The following is a 19,944-nucleotide window of genomic DNA, read 5'->3' as shown; positions in this document are numbered from 1 at the left end:
TAGGTTAAAAACTGAGGTTTACACCAAACAGGAAAGTTCTTGCTTGTGGATAGATATTCCTATCAATTCCTATATCAAGCGAACTTCTTGCTCCTATCTCAGGATCAAATCCAGAGTATTTGGTGAATGTTAATAGATTTGTTCCGGTAACGAATACTCTTAACTTTTGAACCTTAACTTTTTGGCTAATTGAAGTTGGTAAGGTATAGCCAAGTGTAACGTTCTTTAAGCGAAGGAATGATCCATCTTCAACATAGAAATCTGATACTTTGAAATAGTTTTGGTTAGGGTCGTCAATGGTAACTCTTGGATGGCTATTGCTAGTTCCTTCACCTGTCCAACGATCAAGAACAGATGAGTTCCAGTTCGACATTGGGAGGTCGTACCTTCTTGTTCCATTGAATATTTCTTGTCCAAATGCACCATACCAGAACATGCTAAAATCGAAATCTTTCCAGCTTAGGCCAAGGTTTAGACCTAGAGTAAAGTCAGGATAAGGATTTCCTATCTGAGTTCTATCGTTGTCATCAATTTTACCATCATCGTTTTGGTCAACCCAAATTAGGTCTCCAGGTTTTGCGTTTGGTTGGATAACGGTTCCGTCCGATGACTTATAGTTAAGTATTTGCTCTTGGTTTTGGAATACACCTGCAGTTTTGTAACCCCAGAAATAGGCAATTGGATAGCCTTCTTCCATCATGGTAATGTTATACATACCTACAGCAAGCGATGTTCCGTAAATTCTTCCTTCACTGTTGTTTATATCTATAACTTCGTTTTTGTTATATGAACCCGATAGGTTAGCATTGATGCCAATACCATTCCAGAGAGTTTTATAACCAAGTTCTAACTCAACGCCTTTATTTCTAACCGATCCACCATTTACGTATGGGGCGCCATTACCAATAAATGCAGGAATGGGGGCAACAACAAGTAGATCTTTTGTAAGCTTGTTGTAAAGATCAATAGTTACTGATAGCCTATCGGATAGAAATCTTGCATCAATACCAATGTTAGTTTGCTCAGATGTTTCCCATTTAAGGTCGGGGTTAGAAATTGCAATTGGATTTGATCCTACGGTTATAACCTCATCGGTTCCAAATGTGTACTTGCTTCCAGCACCAATGAGCGAAGTGTACCTAAAAGCACCAATTGCTTCATTACCATTACGTCCCCATCCAGCACGTAACTTCAAGAAAGAGATTGCATTAACGCCCTGTAAGAAATCTTCTTTAGAAAGTAACCATCCTGCAGAAAATGCTGGGAAATACCCAAAACGATTATTTACACCAAAGTTTGAAGAACCATCAGCACGAAGAACACCTTCAAAAACATACTTCCCTTTAAAGTCGTAATTTACACGACCAAAATAGGATAGAAGTGCATGTTCATCGGCACCACCCCATGCTTTGTAGCTATCCTCATCAGTACCATTATTAATCCATGCGTGCTCGAAATCGTTAAATAGCAAATCGTTCTTTTTGCCTCCAATGTATTCATGGTAGTATCTGTTAGCGGTCATACCAATCATTGCGCTTACGTTATGATCGCCAAATGCTTTGGTGTAGGTGAGTGTGTTCTCATTTTGCCAGGTAAACCATTTGTTAACAGTTCCGTTAGCTTCGGAAGTTGATGTACGAACATTACCACCTAAATCATATATTGGAATAAACGATCTGCTAGACCCATTTGCGTAGTCAACGTTGAAGCTGGTTCGGGCTTTTAAACCTTTAATAATTTCAAGCTCACCCCAAACACCTCCTACAACTTTATTTTCCACATATTTGGAGTTCAGGATGCTAAGGTATGCTACAGGATTAACTACTTCTTGTGTAGCATAGTTAGAAACACCCCAAGTTCCATCGGGATTCTTAACAGGAGTTATTGGGTCCATATTAATAGCTTTGGAAAGTGGCCCACCGAATTCCTCGTTAGGATCAATACCTCTTGTTATCTTATTGGTGTAAGCAATACTATTACCAATGCTAAACTTGCCAATTTTGTGAGTTGAATTTAACCTGTAGGTGTACCTTTCGTAGTTCGATTTACCTTTTGCAACAATACCATCTTGATATGTATAAGAAAGCGATGACATGAAGGTTGAGTTTTCATTGCCACCGCTTACCGAGAATTGATGGTTGTAAGTTGGTGCATTTTTGTAGAAAATTTCATCCTGCCAATCAGTACCGTTCCCTAGAGAATCAATTACAGCCATGTCTGGGAAAGGGATTGCCTTGTTATCGTTGGCATAGCTTTCATTCATAATAATGGCATACTCTTTAGCATTAAGAAGCGATACCTTTTTCCATGCGTTTTGGAAACCCATGGAGTAATCGTAGTTAACGCTGAATTTGCCCTTTTCGCCCTGCTTGGTGGTGATTAGAACAACCCCGTTTGCTGCTCGAGCACCATAAATAGCCGAGGCAGATGCATCCTTTAGGATTTCAACTGATTGGATGTCGTTGGGATTAAGATAATCAATACCTCCTACTGGCATTCCATCAACAATGTAAAGTGGGTCGGACGTTCCGTTTGTACCAACGCCACGGATACGAACTGTAAAACCTTCGCCAGGTTGACCCGAGTTTGAAATAACTTGAACACCAGCGGTTCTACCCTGAAGGGCCTGTTCAACACGTAAAGGAGCTGCTTTTTCAATGTCCTCGCTCGAAACTTTTGATACGGAGGATGAAACTAAGCTTTTCTTTTGAACGCCATAACCTACCACAACTAGCTCTTCAATCATTTGGGAGGCTTCGTTCATGGTTACATTTATTAGAGTTCTGCCTTCAATAGGTATGGTTTGGGTTTCCATGCCTACAAAGCTGAACTCAAGTGTTTGATCTGGCAATACTTTAATTGTGTATTTGCCATCTACATCTGTTACTGTACCCTTGCTAGGGTTCTCCTTTACCACGACTGTTACACCAGGTAGTGTGGTGCCATCGCTCGATGTAACGGTCCCGCTAACAGTGATCTCTTGTGCAAGCAGGTTTCCGCACATAAGGATTAAGCTAATGAATCCGAAGATTTTTTTCATACTTTTTAAGGTTTAGAAATGGTTTTCGGAGTGCAAGCTAAAATATTAAAAATAGAGGGTCAATTTTATAAGGGCTTCATACCTTACTCATGCAAATTTCAAAACTTTCTCATTAACCGAAAACGTTTTCGATTCACTACTACAAAAGCTCATCAGCGATGGTTTTTGTTTTTGTCAATATGTTGTAAATCAATTATTAATAATTTTTTGCCTTATCCCTTGGTCGCTATAAACTTTTTTAAACCGTTAGCTATTTAGATTGCACCGGTAAGGTGTAAATTATCTAAGTAGTAACTGACGCTCAAGTAACTGTTAAATTATTGGCATATAATAGGTTCTAAATTGGTTAAGTGTCATAATACCAAGGTTTACTATAATTTTTGTGCACACTTGCTCTGAGTGTCCCCACATCGAATCACAATTTTATGATAGTTGCGTTTGGGATAAGCTACTAAAATGTTGATAATGGATGCATGCATTTAGACAAATATTATTGTAGGAACACTATTGCCGTTCTGGAACATAACAAAAATTAATCACTTGAAAAAATTGTCTATTCTTTTACTGCTAGTTGTCTTAAAGAATAATTTAATTATTTTTAAAGATTAATGAATTATGTAGCAGTAAATATTTACCCCGACTTAGGGAACAAACAAAGTATTAAGTAATGGTAAAATTTCACTTATCAAATTTCCTATAGCTTGAAAATATTAAGTGTGTAAGTAAATTAATGTAAAATGAGGTTGTTGAATAAGATAGTTAGGACTGTAAAGAATCACAATTCGGACTCTCCATACCCTTACATGCTTTTTTATCTTGGATTATTCATTATTTTGTTTTTATATCTGGGCCTTGATTTTATTGTTTACAAAGGTCCTTTTGGCGTTCATTTTATGAGGCAAACCGATAGCCTCTCCTTCGCTTCAAATTATTTCAATAACGGTTTCCATTTCTTTAAGCCACAGCTTTACACTCTATATAATTTTGATGGCCGTGCTGCATGCGAATTCCCTATTACTTACTATTTATCAGCACTTATATATAAGATAGTGGGTAAACAATTTTATGTTCTTCGCTTTATCCATTTGGTCATTAGCTATCTTGGCGTATTCTATACTTTTAAGTTATCGAAAATTGTCATAAAGGACAATGTGTATTCTATTCTGATAAGCTTAATATTCTTTACTTCATCAGTATTTAACTACTATTCGTTCAATTATTTACCCGATGCACCGGCATTGGGGTTTGCATTAATGGGGTGGTTTTTTATAATAAAATCTTTGGATGATGAATCTGAAAAACTTGTATTTCCTGGTTTTGTATTTTTTACATTGAGCGGATTGATAAAAGTCACTTATCTTATCAACCCCATTGCTGTTTTAATGCTAGGGTTAATTTCAGAAGTATTTTATAAGCAAAAGAAGCTTATAAAAACTGATAGTAGAATTGTTCTATACGGTTTTCTTACACTGCTAACTGTTGGTTTTTGGAATATGTACATGTTATGGTACAACGAGGTTAACCATTCCCATTCTTTTAACACAAAGGCATTACCCATTTGGTTAATGAGAAAGAACGGGATATTGCAGGTTTGGGAGTATTTTACACATTACTGGTATAGCAGCTACTTATACAAAACTACTTTTCACCTGTTCTATCTTTCATTAATAACACTTCTGGTTTTCAATCAAAAATTAAGAAAATCAGCAGCCATTATTCTTATATTCCTAGCCCTGGGAAGTTTGTCGTACTTCATGTTGTTCTTCAAACAGTTTAAAGACCACGATTACTATTTCTTGGCATTTTTCCCTCTCATTTTTCTTGTAATCATCTACTCTATTTACATTTACAAAAGGTTTATAACCAATAAGAGCTTACACCTTGTTGCAAAGGTTATTCTTCTACTCATAGTAGCTTTTGGGATAAACCATTCCCAAAAGAAGATGAATGAACGATTAGTTGAAAATAAAATCGACAATAAGTTTAGATTAGGTCTGCTCATAAATGAGAACAAGCAAGGGGTTGATAGCCTTAAAATTGATAAAAACGCAAAATTTATAGTAGCACCTGAGAATTGCGCAAATGGTGCGTTACTATACCTTGATAGGAGGGGGTGGGCTATACCTGAAGTTTCGGAACTTACAGCAAAAACAATTTTGGACTTTTATAGAAAGGGAGCTCAATACCTCCTTGTTGCCGATGATGATTTTTCAATGCCTGCCGATTTGTGTTATAAACAAATTTATGGTAAGAATGGCCTTAGAATATTTGATTTGACATGCTCAAAATGAAAGTTTAAACGATAGTGTAAATGAAAAAGAATGTGAGCAGAATTGCCAGTGAAGTAATCTTTTACTTAAAAAGGAGAATTTCGACATTATGTATTGTTCTCATTGCTGTTGGAGCAACCCTTTTAAACTTTAGCCACCATAAATGGATGCGGCAAGGTAGTGTAATACAATGGGATGTAAAATCGTACTATGCATATTTGCCCGCTGCTTTAATTTATAAAGACCTATCCTTTCAGTTCAGAAAGGATAACATCGAAAAGTTTGGCGATTTGATTTGGCCTATTGAGACCCCTACTGGGAAACAGGCCATCATAACATCGATGGGGCTATCTTTTTTATATGCTCCATTTTTTGGGGTTGTTCACCTTTTTAGCCTTATTAGCCCGCAATATGAAGCCGATGGCTATTCTGTACCCTATCGATTTGCCCTTGTATTCAGTGCGTTGTTTTATGTTATTATTGGTTTGCTTTTTCTTCAAAGGGTGCTTAGAAGGTTTTTTACCGAAGGGGTTGTGGCCATGCTAATTCTTGCCGTTGGAGTTGGAACAAATCTGCTTTATTATTATACCTACGAAGCACCTATGCCTCATGCCTATAATTTTTCTTTAATAAGCATTTTTATCTTTTTGATAATTGTGTTTTACGAAAAGCCCAACCTTTCAAAGTCGTTTTATATTGGTCTGTTAGGTGGGTTAATAACATTAATTCGCCCGTCAAATATTATTGTTTTAGTACTACTCCTCTTGTGGGATGTGAAATCGATTAAAGATTTCAAAGATAGGGTTGCTTTTTTCTTTCTCAGGTATAGGTATACCTTGCTGATGATATTAGGTTTTACTATTGTATGGATACCTCAATTCGCTTATTGGTATTATGTGTCAGGAAAAATCTTTTATTTCACCTACGGCGAAGCAGGCGGGAAGTTCTTTTTTAATAATCCACAAATTACGAATATCCTTATCAGCTATAAAAAGGGATGGTTTGTTTACACTCCTGTTATGTTTCTTGCTTTTATTGGCATCTTCACCTTGCCCAAGGTGCTAAAAGGGAAATTTATTCCTGTATTTGCCTTCACTCTACTAAATATCTTTATTTTGTCTTCATGGTGGTGCTGGTGGTTTGGTGGCTCGTTTGGGAATAGGGCATTTATTGATTCATATGGCATTATGGCTATCCCTTTGGGGGCTTTAATTACCTTTTTCAAACGTAAAAAAATATTTTACTATTCTTTGGCTGCTCTAATAGTTTTACTGATTGGTTTCAATAATTTTCAAATTCAACAGTACACCAGACAGGCCATTCATTACTGGTGGATGAATAAAGATGCATACTGGGAAACGTTTTTGAAATTACATCCTACAGAGAGGTATTGGGATGTGATAACACTTCCCGATTATGAAAAAGCTCGACAAGGCGTATATGTAGAAGTTAAACCTGAGAGACAAAAAATGAAACAGAGTATAGTTCCAACCAAACAAGAAATCATTAGTTATATTAAGGATAATGTTTTAATATATAAAAATGGCGAAAACTCAGAGTTACAATCAAAAAAAGCTGAAGAATTATTCAAAAAAGATTCTGCGAATTACGCAAAAATCATTATCATTGAGAAACTCCAAAAAAGCATAAAGAATAATCCTTCCCTTTTAGAATTGATAGAAAAAAAGGCAAAAAAGAAAGGGATTAGCCTAGATTCAATGGTTAAACTAGATGCTATCTGGCTTTATGAAAATGATAAATATTAACCCATGATAAGAAGTAAGACTGTAGCTGTTGTTGTTCCTGCTTATAACGAAGAAAACCAGATTGGGCTAGTTTTAGAATCAATGCCTGATTTTGTTGATAGAATAATAGTTGTTAACGATTGCTCAACCGATAAAACGGAAGAGGTTGCTTTAAGCTATATAAATAAGATTGGGCAATCGGCTTTACCTATTAAGGAAAATCCCAAGGTTAACACATTTTATAATAAGGCAAATGAAATAGTTGCACAGTTTAATAGGGAAGAAATAAAATATTTTGCGCCATCAACTGTAATTCACAACAACCCCAATGACCGTTTGGTAATTATTAGCTTGCTTAAGAATAGTGGTGTTGGAGGGGCAATAGCCAGAGGTTACAAGTGGGCTAAAGATAACAATATCGACTGCACGGCAGTAATGGCTGGCGATGGTCAAATGGACCCCGATGAACTTTACTCAATTTGTGAACCTGTTATTAACGAGTCAGTCGATTTTGTAAAAGGGAATAGGCTTTGGCATAAAAGTGCTAGGTTTCTTATGCCCAAAAAGAGGTATATAGGGAACTCAATTCTTTCGATTCTAACCAAAGTTGCCTCAGGTTATTGGCGTGTTTCTGATACTCAAACTGGATTTACAGCAATGTCCAACAGGGCTTTAAATAAAATTGATTTGTATAAAATTTATCCCAGATATGGGATGCCTAATGATATACTCGTAAAGTTAAATATCGAAAATTGTTCCATAAAAGAGGTTGAAATAAAACCAATATATTTTATAGGTGAAACCTCAAAGATGAGAATTGGCAAGGTAATTCCAAAAATTTCGTGGTTGTTGACCAAAAGTTTCTTTAAACGAATTTGGATAAAGTACCTAAAAAGAAGTTTTCATCCGCTATTCGTTCTTTATCATTTAGGACTTTTGTTAATTTTATTGTCCATCCCTTTTGGTATAAAGATTTTGGTAAAGGTTTTTAATCAAATTGATGCTAACCCAGTTACGGTATTAGCTTTTGCTCTTTTGTTTATAAGTGGTTTTCAATTCCTTTTGTTTGCCATGTGGATGGATATACAAGATAACGAAAGACTATATAAGGACTAATTTCTCTTTCTTAGGAAAAGCGATGTTGAGAATATTAATGATTCTCCAACGATAAACCATAAACGGCTTAGTACTGAAAATGAAGCTGCTAGTGCTGGTTGTATGCCATTTGTAATCAAGAATAGCGTTATTGCACCCTCTCTTATGCCTATTCCGCCTGGCAATACTAAGGACATCAATCCAAGCGATACACTTAAAGGGAAAGCAAATGAATAGTAGATTGGTATTTGCCCAAATACAGAGCAGAGTAGCAAATAAAAAGCCATTGTCCATATAAGCCAATAAGTAAGTATGTATAAGGAGATGCTAATAAATTCCTTCTTAGTAATTAATGGTAGTTCTATCTTTCTGTGAAAGAGTTTATTCCATGTTTTTTCAATCAGTTTATGCAGCGATTTTAGGTAAAGTGTTAGGAGCATAAAAAAGGACAACAAGATAAGTAGAACTGAATATCTTTTTAACCCAGGAGTGCTAATTACTGGATAAATGCTTATAATTAAGCCTAAGTTTAGGTAAATAAGTTGCTCTTTTAAGGAGATAAAAGATAACAATTTAATGTTATTGTTATTAGGTATTAATGCTGCTCGGCCTAGAATTGTCCATACCCTACCCGGAATGTACTTAGTAAATGTTGGCATTCCGTGCGAAACAATCGCCTGTTTTGTTGTAATATTAACATCATGTAGGTTTAGAATCTTTTTCCAACTTATCGCAGAAAAAATAAATCCTAAATATAGAAGCACAACAGAAATTGCTGCTAAATAGTAGTTAATATGAATCTTCTCAAATGCTACATAATCAATCCTGATAAGATAGAATAGTAACGCAAGTATCGAAACGTATAGAAATACTCTCAGTATAGTTTTCATGAAAATAAGAAGATTAAAGGTTGCAATTGCTTTAACAAAAATAGGCCATACATCAAGCCATACAACTTTATTCGTAAAATATTTATTATGATATTGATGAGTCACTGTTTAAGATTGCTTATAATATTTATTATGCATAGTTTTTGTAACATTTTTTACGCCTTTGTCATATGTAAATATAGTAGCTAAATGCTATTTTTGGTTGTATGAAGTTGAGGTTTGTAAGATATTGTATAATACTAGGATTAGTAGTTCTTCTATCTAGCAATAGAGGCATTGCTCAGGAAATTCAAGTCGATAGTCTTCGGCTTTATCCAACTGTTAGGCTCGATGGTGAGCTTGTGCCTTCGGTTAAGATTAAGCGCGTTGTAAAGGTTGGTAGGCGCAGATTCAAAAACCGAAGGCAAATGTATAGGTACTATAAAATGATTTATAACCTTAAGAAAGCTTACCCATATGCTCAGATTGCTAAAAAGAAGCTAATTGAAATGAATGAGCATCTGAAAACTTTAAAAACAGAGAAAGAGAGAAAGGAGTATATTAACCAAGCCGAGAAGGAGCTACGAGAGCAATTTGAAAAGGACCTACGAAAGCTTACTATTTCGCAAGGGAAAATGCTTATAAAACTAATCGACCGAGAAACGGGTAGGACATCCTACGAGCTTGTAAAAGAGTTGAAAGGTGGTTTCTCAGCAGCCTTTTGGCAAGGTGTTGCCAGAATATTTGGGTCGAACCTTAAAACTAAGTTCGACCCAGATGGTGAGGATAAAATACTTAATGAGCTAATATTTCTTTATGAGGAAGGATTACTTTAAAACCTCCTTTTTGATTAGGAATGAGAAATCTACAGGGTCAACATCAACGGGCTTCCCATTAATTGAAATGGAATCGAGAGGGTAGGATGTACAGCAATCATCACTGCTTTTAGTTGTCCTAAATGTTATGGTATCAATGTCGTATTGGTTTAGATAAAGGTATGCTGTGTTAAGTTTATCGGTAGGAAGATGCAAGGTGATGTTAGTTTCAATAATATCGTTTACTCTAAAATTCCCAACAAACTTTATGTTAGCAAACTGTTTTTGCTCATTTTCAAAATAAAAAACTTTAATGGAATCTCTATGGAAATATTCTTCAGAAATTAGATTACTTCCATTTGAACTATCCACAATTTTTAACCAAATAGGCTGTGGGGGCGTAATGCAATCTTTCCCACATTTGTCTATGCACCCTTGAGTACCCAAGAGAATTAGAGCGAATGCGATTAAGGTTTTGAATGTTTTCACCTTAAATCCATTTGAGCATTTCAGAAACGATTGCTTTGGCACCTTCGGCAATATCAACTATTGTTGCGTCAAGCATGTAGCAGGGAGTTGTGAATAGCATGTTTTTTTCATCAACCACCACTTGAGCATGCCCTGTGCTTTGGTGTTTTGCGCCTAGCGACTCAATTGCTTGTGCTGTGGAAACATCTTTACCAATGGTAACAGTAACATTACCAAGCACTTTTGCTAGTAAAACTGGAGAGATACAAAGAGCTCCAATTGGCTTTTTTAGCTTATGCATCTTTTTAATGACACTTTCAACTTGAGGGTGTATGGTGCAATTTGGACCATCAAAAGCCCAAGTGCAAAGGTTTTTGGCAACTCCAAATCCGCCTGGGAGGATTAGCCCATCAAAAAATTCCGGGTTGAATTCATTTAAGGGTTTGATTTTTCCACGCGCAATTCGTGCCGCTTCAATAAGCACATTCCTTTTTTCTTTCATTTCGCTACCATCAAGATGATTGATAACGTGGTGCTGTTCCATGTCGGGAGCGAAAATTTCGTACGAAGCACCATACTTTGCAATGGCATAAAGGGTCATGACCGATTCGTGGATTTCGGCACCATCGAACACGCCACATCCTGAAAGTATTACGGCAAATTTTTTATTAGCACCCATTTTCGCAAACGTTTTAAATTTGCCAAACAATATAATCTTAATTTTTAATCTAAACAATACCCTATTGCATGGAAAAGAAAAGAACTTTTATTGCTGTTGATGTAATTCCCAACCAAAAGGTTGTTTCTCTGATGGATAGGCTAAAGGTATCTCATAGCCTCGATAAAATTAAGTGGGTAAAACCTGAAATAATGCACCTAACACTCTTTTTTTTGGGCGACACCAGGATAGATGTATTACCTGATATCAGTCAGAAACTTAGAAAGCGTTTAATGAATTGCAGTGCTTTTTTTTTAACGTTAAAAGGATTAGGAGCATTTGGTCGTCCTATGCCAAAAGTTATTTGGGTAGGTGTAGATTTCCCTGAGGAGCTAAAGGTGCTAAAAGATGAAATCGATGATGCCTTATTGGAGTTTGGATTTTCAGACGATAAGCCAAACTTCAACCCTCATTTAACCCTTGGCAGAGTTAAGTTTCTGCATAATTATGAGAAATTGAAACAAGAGATCAAAGAGTACAAGGGTGAAGTTTTTCAGGAAATTAGGGTTAGTAGTGTGGTGTTTTATGAAAGTGTACTTAGACCGGAGGGGCCAGAATACAGAGAGCTTGAAAGATTTGATTTAAGCAATGCTTAAACCCCTTTACCTTTGAAAATGGTAAGAATGGTATAAATCATTATTTTAAAATCGATATAAAGCGACATGTTTTCTAAATAGATTAGGTCATACTTTAGTCGTTCAACCATTTGCTCAATGTTTTCGGCATATCCGTATTTTACTTGCCCCCATGAGGTGATTCCGGGTTTTACCTTTTGAAGAAGTAGGTATTGTGGGGCTACCTTAACAATCTGATCGATATAGTATTGCCTTTCTGGGCGAGGACCAACAATCGACATCTCACCCTTGAGGACGTTAAAAAAGTTAGGAATTTCGTCGAGCCTAGTTTTGCGCATGAACCTACCTATTGCAGTAATTCTAGTATCTGTTTGGCTTGAAAGAGCTGGCCCATTCTCTTCAGCATTAACATACATGCTTCGAAACTTATATATCATGAATGGTTTTCCAAACTGACCAATCCTCTCTTGCTTGTATATTATGGGGCCTTTTGAGGTAAGCTTTATTATAGCTGCAAGCACAAGTGCTATCGGCGATGAAATTACTATCCCTATTATGGCTAACGAGTAATCGAGTAGTTCTTTAATATTAGCCTGCCATGCTGGCATTAAATCAAATGAAACATCTTCAAGTGCAGTACCTATAATCCTGTTTAGCTTTACTTTTCCAAGCAGTATGTCGTTCATGCCAGGTACTGCTTTAACATTTACATTTATTGGTGCAAGTTGGTTAATTACTTTTGTAATTGTTTGAGGGCTTTCATCGTCTAGTGCAAGAATAACCTCTTCTATTTCATGTTTTCTTATAACCTCGGGTATGTCGTTTATTTCACCTAGTATAAGTTTCGAGTCGGCACGAATTCCATTTGGAAGATCAATAAATCCAACAACATTAAATCCTTGTGATATTTTCTCTGCTTTTATCTCATTATAGGTGTTTACTGCCTTATTCCCGCTCCCTATAATAAGTGTAGGAAAACCAATTTTTCTATTGTGAATCTTTCCAATTGTTTTTGTTGTTAGTATAAGCCTTGGGATGTAGGTGAGAATAAAAACTAGTAAAAACATTACCCCTAATGCCTCGTAATAGTTTTTATACGATACTATGTAATCGTCAATAAGCAATACGAAGAAAAGAATTATTGTGCCGAATGTTGTAATGGTTATTGATGTTCCTAGCTCTCTTAATCTTGATTTTCTGAATGGGTCGTGGTATAACCCAACTAGTCCAAACATGGCAATCCAGAACGCAGTAAAAAAAATTAACCCTAAAACGAATTTTGTATCAGGTTCAAACCGAAGATCAATACCAAAAAGCCTTGATTCAATTATTTGTTTCCTGTAAATATTGAATAAAGTCCAAGCAGTTGCACTGCCTAGAATATCAAACAACATATACCGAAGCGACTGTAACCTCTTATTCAAGTTAAAATCTATTTGGGGGTTAATTATACTAACTACAAAGAATAATAATTATTGTAAGAGTTCAAACTTTTTTGAAATCGTTTCTGATACCTGCTTAACCCTTTTCAATGTTTCCGAGGAGTATATCATCTTTCTTCTACTTAAAAAAAACTCAATATGTTCTTTTACATCAGAGGTATTGGAATATATTTCAGTTTTTTCAAACTTTATTGTTTCTTCTTTTTCCTTGGTTTCTAATTGTATTGTATAGCTTGATTTGTTGGAGGCTTGCATGGTGTGTATGAGAAGAGAGTCATCGAAAAAATCGGTTACTAACTTTATCGATTTAAATTTGTTCCCTGTTGGCGGTAAAAGGTAGGCTTTTACCTTTCTGATCTCCGATTTAATAAATGTAAGGGGGATTACAAGGTCGTTATCGATGTAATGTTTGAACGTTTCAAGAGTTAGCTCATCAGAGTATTTTCTTTGGCTTTCAATAAATGCTGGAATTTTATTTGTGTCAATATTGGGAAATGTAAAGTATGGAATGCCAAACTCAACGCTTATTTCATGCGAAACTGCATCTAGTTCCATTATTTGCTTATAATTTAGTTCTAAAAGATTAGGTGAGAGCACGTTAACTCCGTTTTTTAACGCGCTAAGAATTACATGATAAGCATTTGTATTTATATCAATATATGCAAGGTCGGAACATTTAAGAGCATCAGTTAGATCTGACCTATCGTTTAAATCGATAAAAAACCGTTCTGGGTGCAATTGGTCTATAGTGATTATTTTGTCAAATTGGTAGTTTTTGGTGTGTTTGTCGATTTCTGAATTATTAGTGATAAGGCAAGTTTTCATTTTTAAAGGCTATTTATCTGCAATAATAAACTACTTATGTTTCATACAGAATTATTTGTTCCAAAACTTATCAACCTTTTAATAACATAAGAAGGAGTTCAACTCATTATATAGATTGATAATGGGTATAATCTCTGAAGTTTGGTTAAATTTGTGTTCCCATTATTTACCAGAAATATGATTTTAGAAGATAATTTACGACATAAAGGTTTAAGGCGGAAGCTCGTTGAGGAGGTTGCATCCAAGGGAATTGCAGATAATAATGTTTTGAATGCGCTACTAAATGTACCCCGACACTTTTTTATGGATAGCGGTTTTTTGAATTTTGCATATAAAGATCAGGCATTTCCAATCGGATCGGGTCAAACCATTTCGCAACCCTTTACTGTTGCATTTCAAACCCAGCTTCTGCAGGTTAGTCCAATGCAAAAAGTGTTAGAAGTGGGAACGGGTTCGGGGTATCAGGCGGCCATTCTAATGGAACTGGGAGCACGGTTATATACAATAGAGCGTCATCGGGATCTTTTTTTATCGGCCAAAGCTTTGCTAGAGGAGATGGGGTATCGTCCTAACTGTTATTATGGTGATGGCTATAAAGGATTGCCTCCATTTAGCCCTTTTGATAGGATTATAGTTACAGCTGGCGCCTCGGAAATTCCAGAATCATTGGTAGAACAGCTAGCATTAGGTGGACGAATGGTGATTCCTGTTGGCGATGAGTCTGCACAAACCATGTTGCTTATTGAAAAGTTGCCCGATGGTTCCATTAAAAAGTCGTCGCATGGAAAATTTGTTTTTGTACCATTGTTAAAAGGTAAAGCCAAATAAGTAGTATTATGATACAAGTTCAAAAGTTCGTTTTTAACCCTTTTCAGGAGAATACTTATATAGTATACCAAAATGAAGGTGAGGCGTTAATTGTTGATCCGGGTTGCAATACCGAGGACGAGGTAAAGGCTTTGGTTGAGTTTGTAAATGAGAAAGGTTTAAAAGTTAGCCGATTGGTTAACACCCATTGCCATATCGATCATATTTTCGGGGTGGAATCGTTAAAAAAAATATTCAATGTGAAGTGGTATGCTCATCCCGACGATGTGTATCTGGTAAAGGCTGCTACAACACACGCCTTGATGTTTGGTCTTCAGTTTCAAGATGAGCCTAACCTTGATGAGTTTTATGAGCATGACGATATAATAACTATAGGAGATAGTACTTTACGTGTTATTCATACTCCTGGACATTCAAGAGGAGGTGTATGCTTGTTCGCCGAGAATGAAAAATTTATCCTTACTGGCGATACTTTATTTAACATGTCGGTTGGTAGAACCGATCTCGAAGGTGGAGACTACGAAACACTAATTAAAAGCATTAATGAGCGGCTGCTTGTTTTGCCCGACGAGGTTGAGGTGTTGCCTGGTCATGGTGTTAGAACTACCATTGGACAAGAGAAAAAAGCTAATCCATTCCTAATTTAATTCATGGTGTTGTAAAACATATGTTTATTTAGATTGTTTAGTGATAACCAATGGGTCAAAATAATAAATTTGCTGCTAAACTTTAACCAAAAACAATATCATGCAAACCGATAAATTTATATCACGTCATAATGGTCCTCGCGATCATGAGATTGATGAGATGCTTAAGGTTGTAGGCGTTTCATCGCTTGATGAGCTGATTGATCAGACAGTGCCAACCAACATCCGTTTGAAAAAGCCTCTGAACTTGCCAGAACCAATGTCGGAGTATGAGTTCCTTAATCATATCCGAAAAGTATCGTCAAAGAATAAGTTCTATAAGAGCTTTATTGGAATGGGGTATTATGGTACTGCTACACCTTCGGTTATACTACGAAATATCCTTGAGAATCCTAGCTGGTACACCTCTTATACTCCTTATCAGGCCGAGATTAGCCAGGGGCGTTTAGAAGCGCTTCTTAACTTCCAAACTATGGTAATTGAGCTAACTGGCTTGCCAATTGCCAATGCTTCGTTGCTTGATGAAGCAACCGCTGCAGCTGAGGCTATGATTATGATGTTTAACCAGCGTTCTCGTACTGCTGTGAAGGAAGGGCATAATGTGCTTTTTGTTGACCAAGATATATTCCCTCAGACTTTAGATGTGATTAAAACACGTTCCGCTCCACTGGGAATTGAAGTGGTTACTGGTTGCTATAGCGAGTATGAGTTCAAGGGAAAGGAATTTGGTGTAATTGTTCAGTATCCTTCAGGGAAAGGTAATATTCGTGATTATTCTGCTTTTGCAGCAAAGGCTCACGAGGCAGGTGCGTTGGTTACAGCTGTTGCCGATATTTTAAGTCTAGCATTGATAACACCTCCAGGTGAATGGGGTGCCGATATTGCAGCGGGCTCTACCCAACGATTTGGAATCCCTATGGGATTTGGTGGCCCTCATGCTGCTTATTTTGCATGTAAGGATGAATATAAGCGTAACATGCCTGGCCGAATAATTGGTGTTTCAGTTGATAGACATGGGAATAAAGCGTTAAGAATGGCTCTACAAACCCGTGAGCAGCACATTAAACGTGAACGTGCCACTTCTAATATTTGTACAGCTCAAGCTCTGTTAGCAACTATGGCAGGGATGTATGCAGTTTATCATGGTCCTAAAGGAATTAAACGTATTGCATCTTATGTTCATAGTATTGCCGTTTTAGTTGCTGAGGAACTTGATAAGTTGGGGTACAAACAAAATGTTAAGAACATTTTTGATACACTTGAAGTTGAACTTCCTTCAGGTGTTACCGTTGAGGATATTAGGAAGAACGCTCTAACTCACCAAATAAACCTCAACTATAAATCAAATGGTACTATTGGTATTAGTTTTGACGAAACCACTAGTATAAACGATATTAATAATCTTTTATCTGTTTTTGCAGAATCAACAGGAAAACAGTTCAACAAGATAACCGAAATTAAAGAGGTTAACAGTATTCCCGAAGGGCTCCAACGTAAGTCGCCATTCTTAACCGATAAGGTATTCAACAGTTTCCATTCAGAAACTGAAATGATGCGTTATATAAAGAAGCTAGAACGTCGCGATATTGCCCTAAACCACAGTATGATATCCTTGGGTAGTTGCACCATGAAGCTTAATCCTGCAACTACCATGTTTCCTCTAAGTTGGCCAGAGTGGAATGGCTTGCATCCATTTGTACCCTCCGATCAAGCTGAGGGTTACTTGCAGGTTATTCGTGAAATGGAACAATATTTAGCAGAAATAACAGGACTTCATTCCGTAACCTTGCAGCCCAACTCTGGTGCAGCAGGAGAATATACTGGTTTAATGGTTATTCGTCAGTATCATATTAGTAGAGGCGAAGGACACCGTAATGTGGTTCTTATCCCTTCGTCTGCTCATGGTACAAACCCTGCAAGTTCCGCAATGGCTGGAATGAAGGTGGTTGTGGTGAAGTGTGATGATAAAGGAAATATTGATGTTGATGACCTAAAAGCTAAAGCTGAGCAACATAGAGAGAATCTATCTGCGTTCATGGTTACCTATCCATCTACACATGGTGTATTTGAAAGCAAAATTAAGGAGATGATTGACATCGTTCATCAGAATGGTGGCTTGGTTTACATGGATGGTGCAAATATGAACGCACAGGTTGGGCTTACTAGCCCAGGTGAGATAGGCGCCGATGTGTGCCACTTAAATCTTCATAAAACATTTGCTATCCCTCATGGTGGTGGTGGCCCAGGTGTAGGACCAATTGCTGTTGCTGAGCATCTTACTCCATTTCTGCCATCACATCCAGTTGTTAAAACTGGTGGCGACAAAGCAATTTCTGCTGTTGCTGCTGCACCTTATGGTAGCGCAAGTATCGTAGTAATTTCTTATGCATACATATTAATGCTTGGTGCCGAAGGGCTAACCCAAGCCACCAAAATGGCTATCCTTAATGCCAATTACCTGGCTGCAAGGTTAAAGGATCATTACAAAATCCTTTATACAGGCGAAACAGGAAGAGTTGCTCACGAAATGATATTAGATTGTCATCATTTTAAGTTGACTTATGGGGTAGATACAAGCGATGTTGGTCGCAGAATGATGGATTACGGTTACCATGCTCCTACCGTTTCGTTCCCTGTTCATGAAAGCTTAATGGTTGAACCAACCGAGAGCGAATCAAAACAGGAACTTGACAGGTTTGTGGAGATGATGATTGCCATAAAGCAGGAACTTGAGGACATAAAGAATGGAAAAGCCGATAAGGCCGATAATCTAATTGCTAATGCTCCGCATACTGCTACTGAGGCAGCAGCCGATGAGTGGAACCACCCATATACACGTCAACAGGCTGCATTCCCACTACCTTGGGTGGCTCAGAATAAGTTTTGGCCATTTGTTAGCAAGATTGATGCAGGCTATGGCGACAGAAACCTCGTTTGTACATGTGCTCCAATTGAGGAATACATGTAAAATATGATTTTACTACTGAGGCACCTTGGATTTCCAAGGTGCTTTTTTTTTGTAGGTTTATGTTGCTTAACACATTTAGGGTTTAAACAATAAGAATTAACTTTGCGAAAAACATTATCAGTATGGGAAAAGTTGATGTTAGTGTATTTTCCGAGATAGGTGAACTTGAAGGAGTAATACTTCATACACCTGGTGCCGAGGTTGAAAATATGACACCAGAGAATGCTCAAAGAGCCTTGTATAGCGATATCCTTAACCTGAATGTGGCTAGGAAGGAATACTCACAGCTTAGTGGGGTACTCTCAAAAGTTGCAAAGGTTTACCAAGTTGCTGACTTGCTTGAAAAAGTATTGGAAGACGAGGAAAATAAAGAGTACCTAATTGAAAAGATATGTAGGCATGAAAATGCCATGTCGCTATACGATAATCTTCTTGATTATCAACCCAAGGAACTTTCCAGGTTGCTTATTGAGGGGGTGCCAATTGTTCGAAACACGTTGACTAATTTCTTAAGCAAGGAGCGCTTTTCCCTACGCCCTTTATATAACTTTTACTTTACTCGCGATGCCTCTATAGCTATTGGTGAAGATGTGCTAATTGGTAAAATGGCAAATGCGGTAAGGGATAGGGAAAGTATAATAATGGAAGCAATATTTTCACGCTCTGGCGTTTTTAATACGCATACTATCAATCCAACTACCTTTAGCAACCCAAGCGATATTACTATTGAAGGAGGTGATGTGCTTGTTGTTCGTGATGATATTCTTCTTGTTGGAAACGGTACAAGAACGAATACTCATGGTATTGATTTTATATTAAACCGTTTCCTGGCTCGCAACGAAAAGAAAAGACGACACATCTTGGTTCAAGAACTACCTCACAAACCTGAATCGTTTATCCATCTCGATATGGTTTTCACCATGCTCGATTATGATAAATGTATGGTTTATGAACCAATTATTCTACAACCAAATAGGTATCAAACCGTTCAGATTACCATTGATAATGGTGTGGTAAAGGAGATTAAAACAGTTGATAACCTGCTTGTTGCTCTTAAATCGTTGGGGATTGATTTAAAACCAGTTTTTTGCGGAGGGAGCAAAGATCGATGGATTCAAGAAAGGGAACAATGGCATAGCGGAGCTAACTTTGTAGCCATAGGTCCTGGAAAGGTTATAGGCTATGGCCGAAATATTAATACCCTCGATGAAATGAACAGAAATGGTTTTGAGATCCTAAAGGCTAAGGATATTGTTTCCGGAAAGGTTGATGTAAACTCATATAGTAAATATGTTGTTGCACTGGACGGAAGTGAGCTGCCTCGCGGGGGGGGCGGTGCTAGATGTATGACCATGCCTTTTAAACGCAAACCTTTGAAGTGGTAGACATTAAACAATTTTTCTAGTTAAACGTTTAAGTAGTATTCCTAAAACCAAAAGTTATGAAGAAAAATGTTGGAAAATTTGACATGGTGGTAAGAATTATTCTTGCCATAACCATTGCAGTTGCAGGAATCTACTACCACTCTTGGTGGGGATTGCTAGCATTAATCCCACTTATTACAGGACTCACTAGGTTCTGCGGGCTGTATAGTATTTTTGGAATATCTACTAAATGTTCAAAGAAAGAATAAAAGGAA

Annotated in this window: 16 protein-coding genes; 10 read left to right on the top strand and 6 right to left on the bottom strand. The window is 37.0% G+C overall.

The features are described 5' to 3' along the window. Positions 1 to 4 precede the first annotated feature (4 nt). Positions 5 to 3,040: a SusC/RagA family TonB-linked outer membrane protein gene (locus FHG85_RS10475; protein ID WP_173075636.1), complete on the bottom strand. Its 3,036-nt coding sequence runs from the start codon at positions 3,038 to 3,040 to the stop codon at positions 5 to 7. A gap of 737 nt (positions 3,041 to 3,777) precedes the next feature. On the opposite strand from FHG85_RS10475, the gene FHG85_RS10470 reads away from it, so the two are divergent. From FHG85_RS10470 to FHG85_RS10460, 3 genes are read left to right on the top strand one after another with little or no spacing between them, the layout of a single operon-like run. Further along, positions 3,778 to 5,331 carry an ArnT family glycosyltransferase gene (locus FHG85_RS10470; protein WP_173075634.1) on the top strand — a complete coding sequence of 518 codons (1,554 nt, stop codon included), beginning with the start codon at positions 3,778 to 3,780 and terminating at the stop codon, positions 5,329 to 5,331. 20 nt (positions 5,332 to 5,351) lie between these two features. Continuing rightward, positions 5,352 to 7,076 carry a hypothetical protein gene (locus FHG85_RS10465; protein ID WP_173075617.1) on the top strand — a complete coding sequence of 575 codons (1,725 nt, stop codon included), beginning with the start codon at positions 5,352 to 5,354 and terminating at the stop codon, positions 7,074 to 7,076. A 3-nt stretch (positions 7,077 to 7,079) separates the two neighbouring features. After that, positions 7,080 to 8,171 (top strand): glycosyltransferase family 2 protein, encoded by a 1,092-nt coding sequence (locus FHG85_RS10460; RefSeq protein ID WP_173075615.1) that lies wholly within the window; start codon positions 7,080 to 7,082, stop codon positions 8,169 to 8,171. Here FHG85_RS10460 and FHG85_RS10455 read toward each other — a convergent pair. Further along, positions 8,168 to 9,040, bottom strand: coding sequence for a lysylphosphatidylglycerol synthase domain-containing protein (locus tag FHG85_RS10455; RefSeq protein WP_173075613.1), 873 nt, complete (start codon positions 9,038 to 9,040; stop codon positions 8,168 to 8,170). The genes FHG85_RS10460 and FHG85_RS10455 overlap by 4 nt on opposite strands. 206 nt (positions 9,041 to 9,246) lie before the next feature. Between FHG85_RS10455 and FHG85_RS10450 the strand changes: the two genes are divergently transcribed. Then, a complete protein-coding gene (locus tag FHG85_RS10450) occupies positions 9,247 to 9,855 on the top strand; it encodes a DUF4294 domain-containing protein (protein WP_173075611.1) in 609 nt (202 codons plus the stop codon). Here FHG85_RS10450 and FHG85_RS10445 read toward each other — a convergent pair. Together FHG85_RS10445 and elbB are read right to left on the bottom strand one after the other, a co-directional pair. After that, positions 9,847 to 10,323 (bottom strand): hypothetical protein, encoded by a 477-nt coding sequence (locus tag FHG85_RS10445; protein ID WP_173075609.1) that lies wholly within the window; start codon positions 10,321 to 10,323, stop codon positions 9,847 to 9,849. The genes FHG85_RS10450 and FHG85_RS10445 overlap by 9 nt on opposite strands. Position 10,324: 1 nt before the next feature. Then, positions 10,325 to 10,981, bottom strand: a complete 657-nt coding sequence (gene elbB, locus FHG85_RS10440) for an isoprenoid biosynthesis glyoxalase ElbB (RefSeq protein WP_173075608.1) — start codon at positions 10,979 to 10,981, stop codon at positions 10,325 to 10,327. Between the two features lie 68 nt (positions 10,982 to 11,049). On the opposite strand from elbB, the gene thpR reads away from it, so the two are divergent. Beyond that, positions 11,050 to 11,616, top strand: coding sequence for an RNA 2',3'-cyclic phosphodiesterase (thpR, locus tag FHG85_RS10435; protein WP_173075607.1), 567 nt, complete (start codon positions 11,050 to 11,052; stop codon positions 11,614 to 11,616). Here the strand turns inward: thpR and FHG85_RS10430 are convergent. Both FHG85_RS10430 and FHG85_RS10425 read right to left on the bottom strand, forming a co-directional pair. Continuing rightward, positions 11,613 to 13,019, bottom strand: a complete 1,407-nt coding sequence (locus tag FHG85_RS10430) for a sugar transferase (RefSeq protein ID WP_173075606.1) — start codon at positions 13,017 to 13,019, stop codon at positions 11,613 to 11,615. The genes thpR and FHG85_RS10430 overlap by 4 nt on opposite strands. Before the next feature lie 48 nt (positions 13,020 to 13,067). After that, positions 13,068 to 13,862, bottom strand: a complete 795-nt coding sequence (locus tag FHG85_RS10425) for a hypothetical protein (RefSeq protein ID WP_173075605.1) — start codon at positions 13,860 to 13,862, stop codon at positions 13,068 to 13,070. 177 nt (positions 13,863 to 14,039) lie between these two features. On the opposite strand from FHG85_RS10425, the gene FHG85_RS10420 reads away from it, so the two are divergent. From FHG85_RS10420 to FHG85_RS10400, 5 genes are all read left to right on the top strand, one after another. Continuing rightward, on the top strand, positions 14,040 to 14,690 hold the full coding sequence (locus FHG85_RS10420; protein ID WP_173075604.1) for a protein-L-isoaspartate(D-aspartate) O-methyltransferase: 651 nt from the start codon (positions 14,040 to 14,042) through the stop codon (positions 14,688 to 14,690). 8 nt (positions 14,691 to 14,698) lie between these two features. Continuing rightward, positions 14,699 to 15,337 (top strand): MBL fold metallo-hydrolase, encoded by a 639-nt coding sequence (locus tag FHG85_RS10415; protein ID WP_173075603.1) that lies wholly within the window; start codon positions 14,699 to 14,701, stop codon positions 15,335 to 15,337. 100 nt (positions 15,338 to 15,437) lie between these two features. Next, positions 15,438 to 18,305, top strand: coding sequence for an aminomethyl-transferring glycine dehydrogenase (gene gcvP / locus FHG85_RS10410; RefSeq protein ID WP_173075602.1), 2,868 nt, complete (start codon positions 15,438 to 15,440; stop codon positions 18,303 to 18,305). A gap of 122 nt (positions 18,306 to 18,427) precedes the next feature. After that, the gene (locus tag FHG85_RS10405) at positions 18,428 to 19,690 is read left to right on the top strand and encodes an arginine deiminase (protein ID WP_173075600.1); all 1,263 of its coding nucleotides are present in this window, start codon (positions 18,428 to 18,430) and stop codon (positions 19,688 to 19,690) included. Between the two features lie 56 nt (positions 19,691 to 19,746). Continuing rightward, entirely contained in the window at positions 19,747 to 19,938 is a 192-nt protein-coding gene (locus FHG85_RS10400) for a YgaP family membrane protein (protein ID WP_173075598.1), read from the top strand. Positions 19,939 to 19,944: the final 6 nt, after the last annotated feature.

It is taken from the genome of Tenuifilum thalassicum (genome assembly GCF_013265555.1).
GTDB classification, from domain to species: domain Bacteria; phylum Bacteroidota; class Bacteroidia; order Bacteroidales; family Tenuifilaceae; genus Tenuifilum; species Tenuifilum thalassicum.
This window is presented reverse-complemented; position numbering and strand designations above follow the sequence as displayed.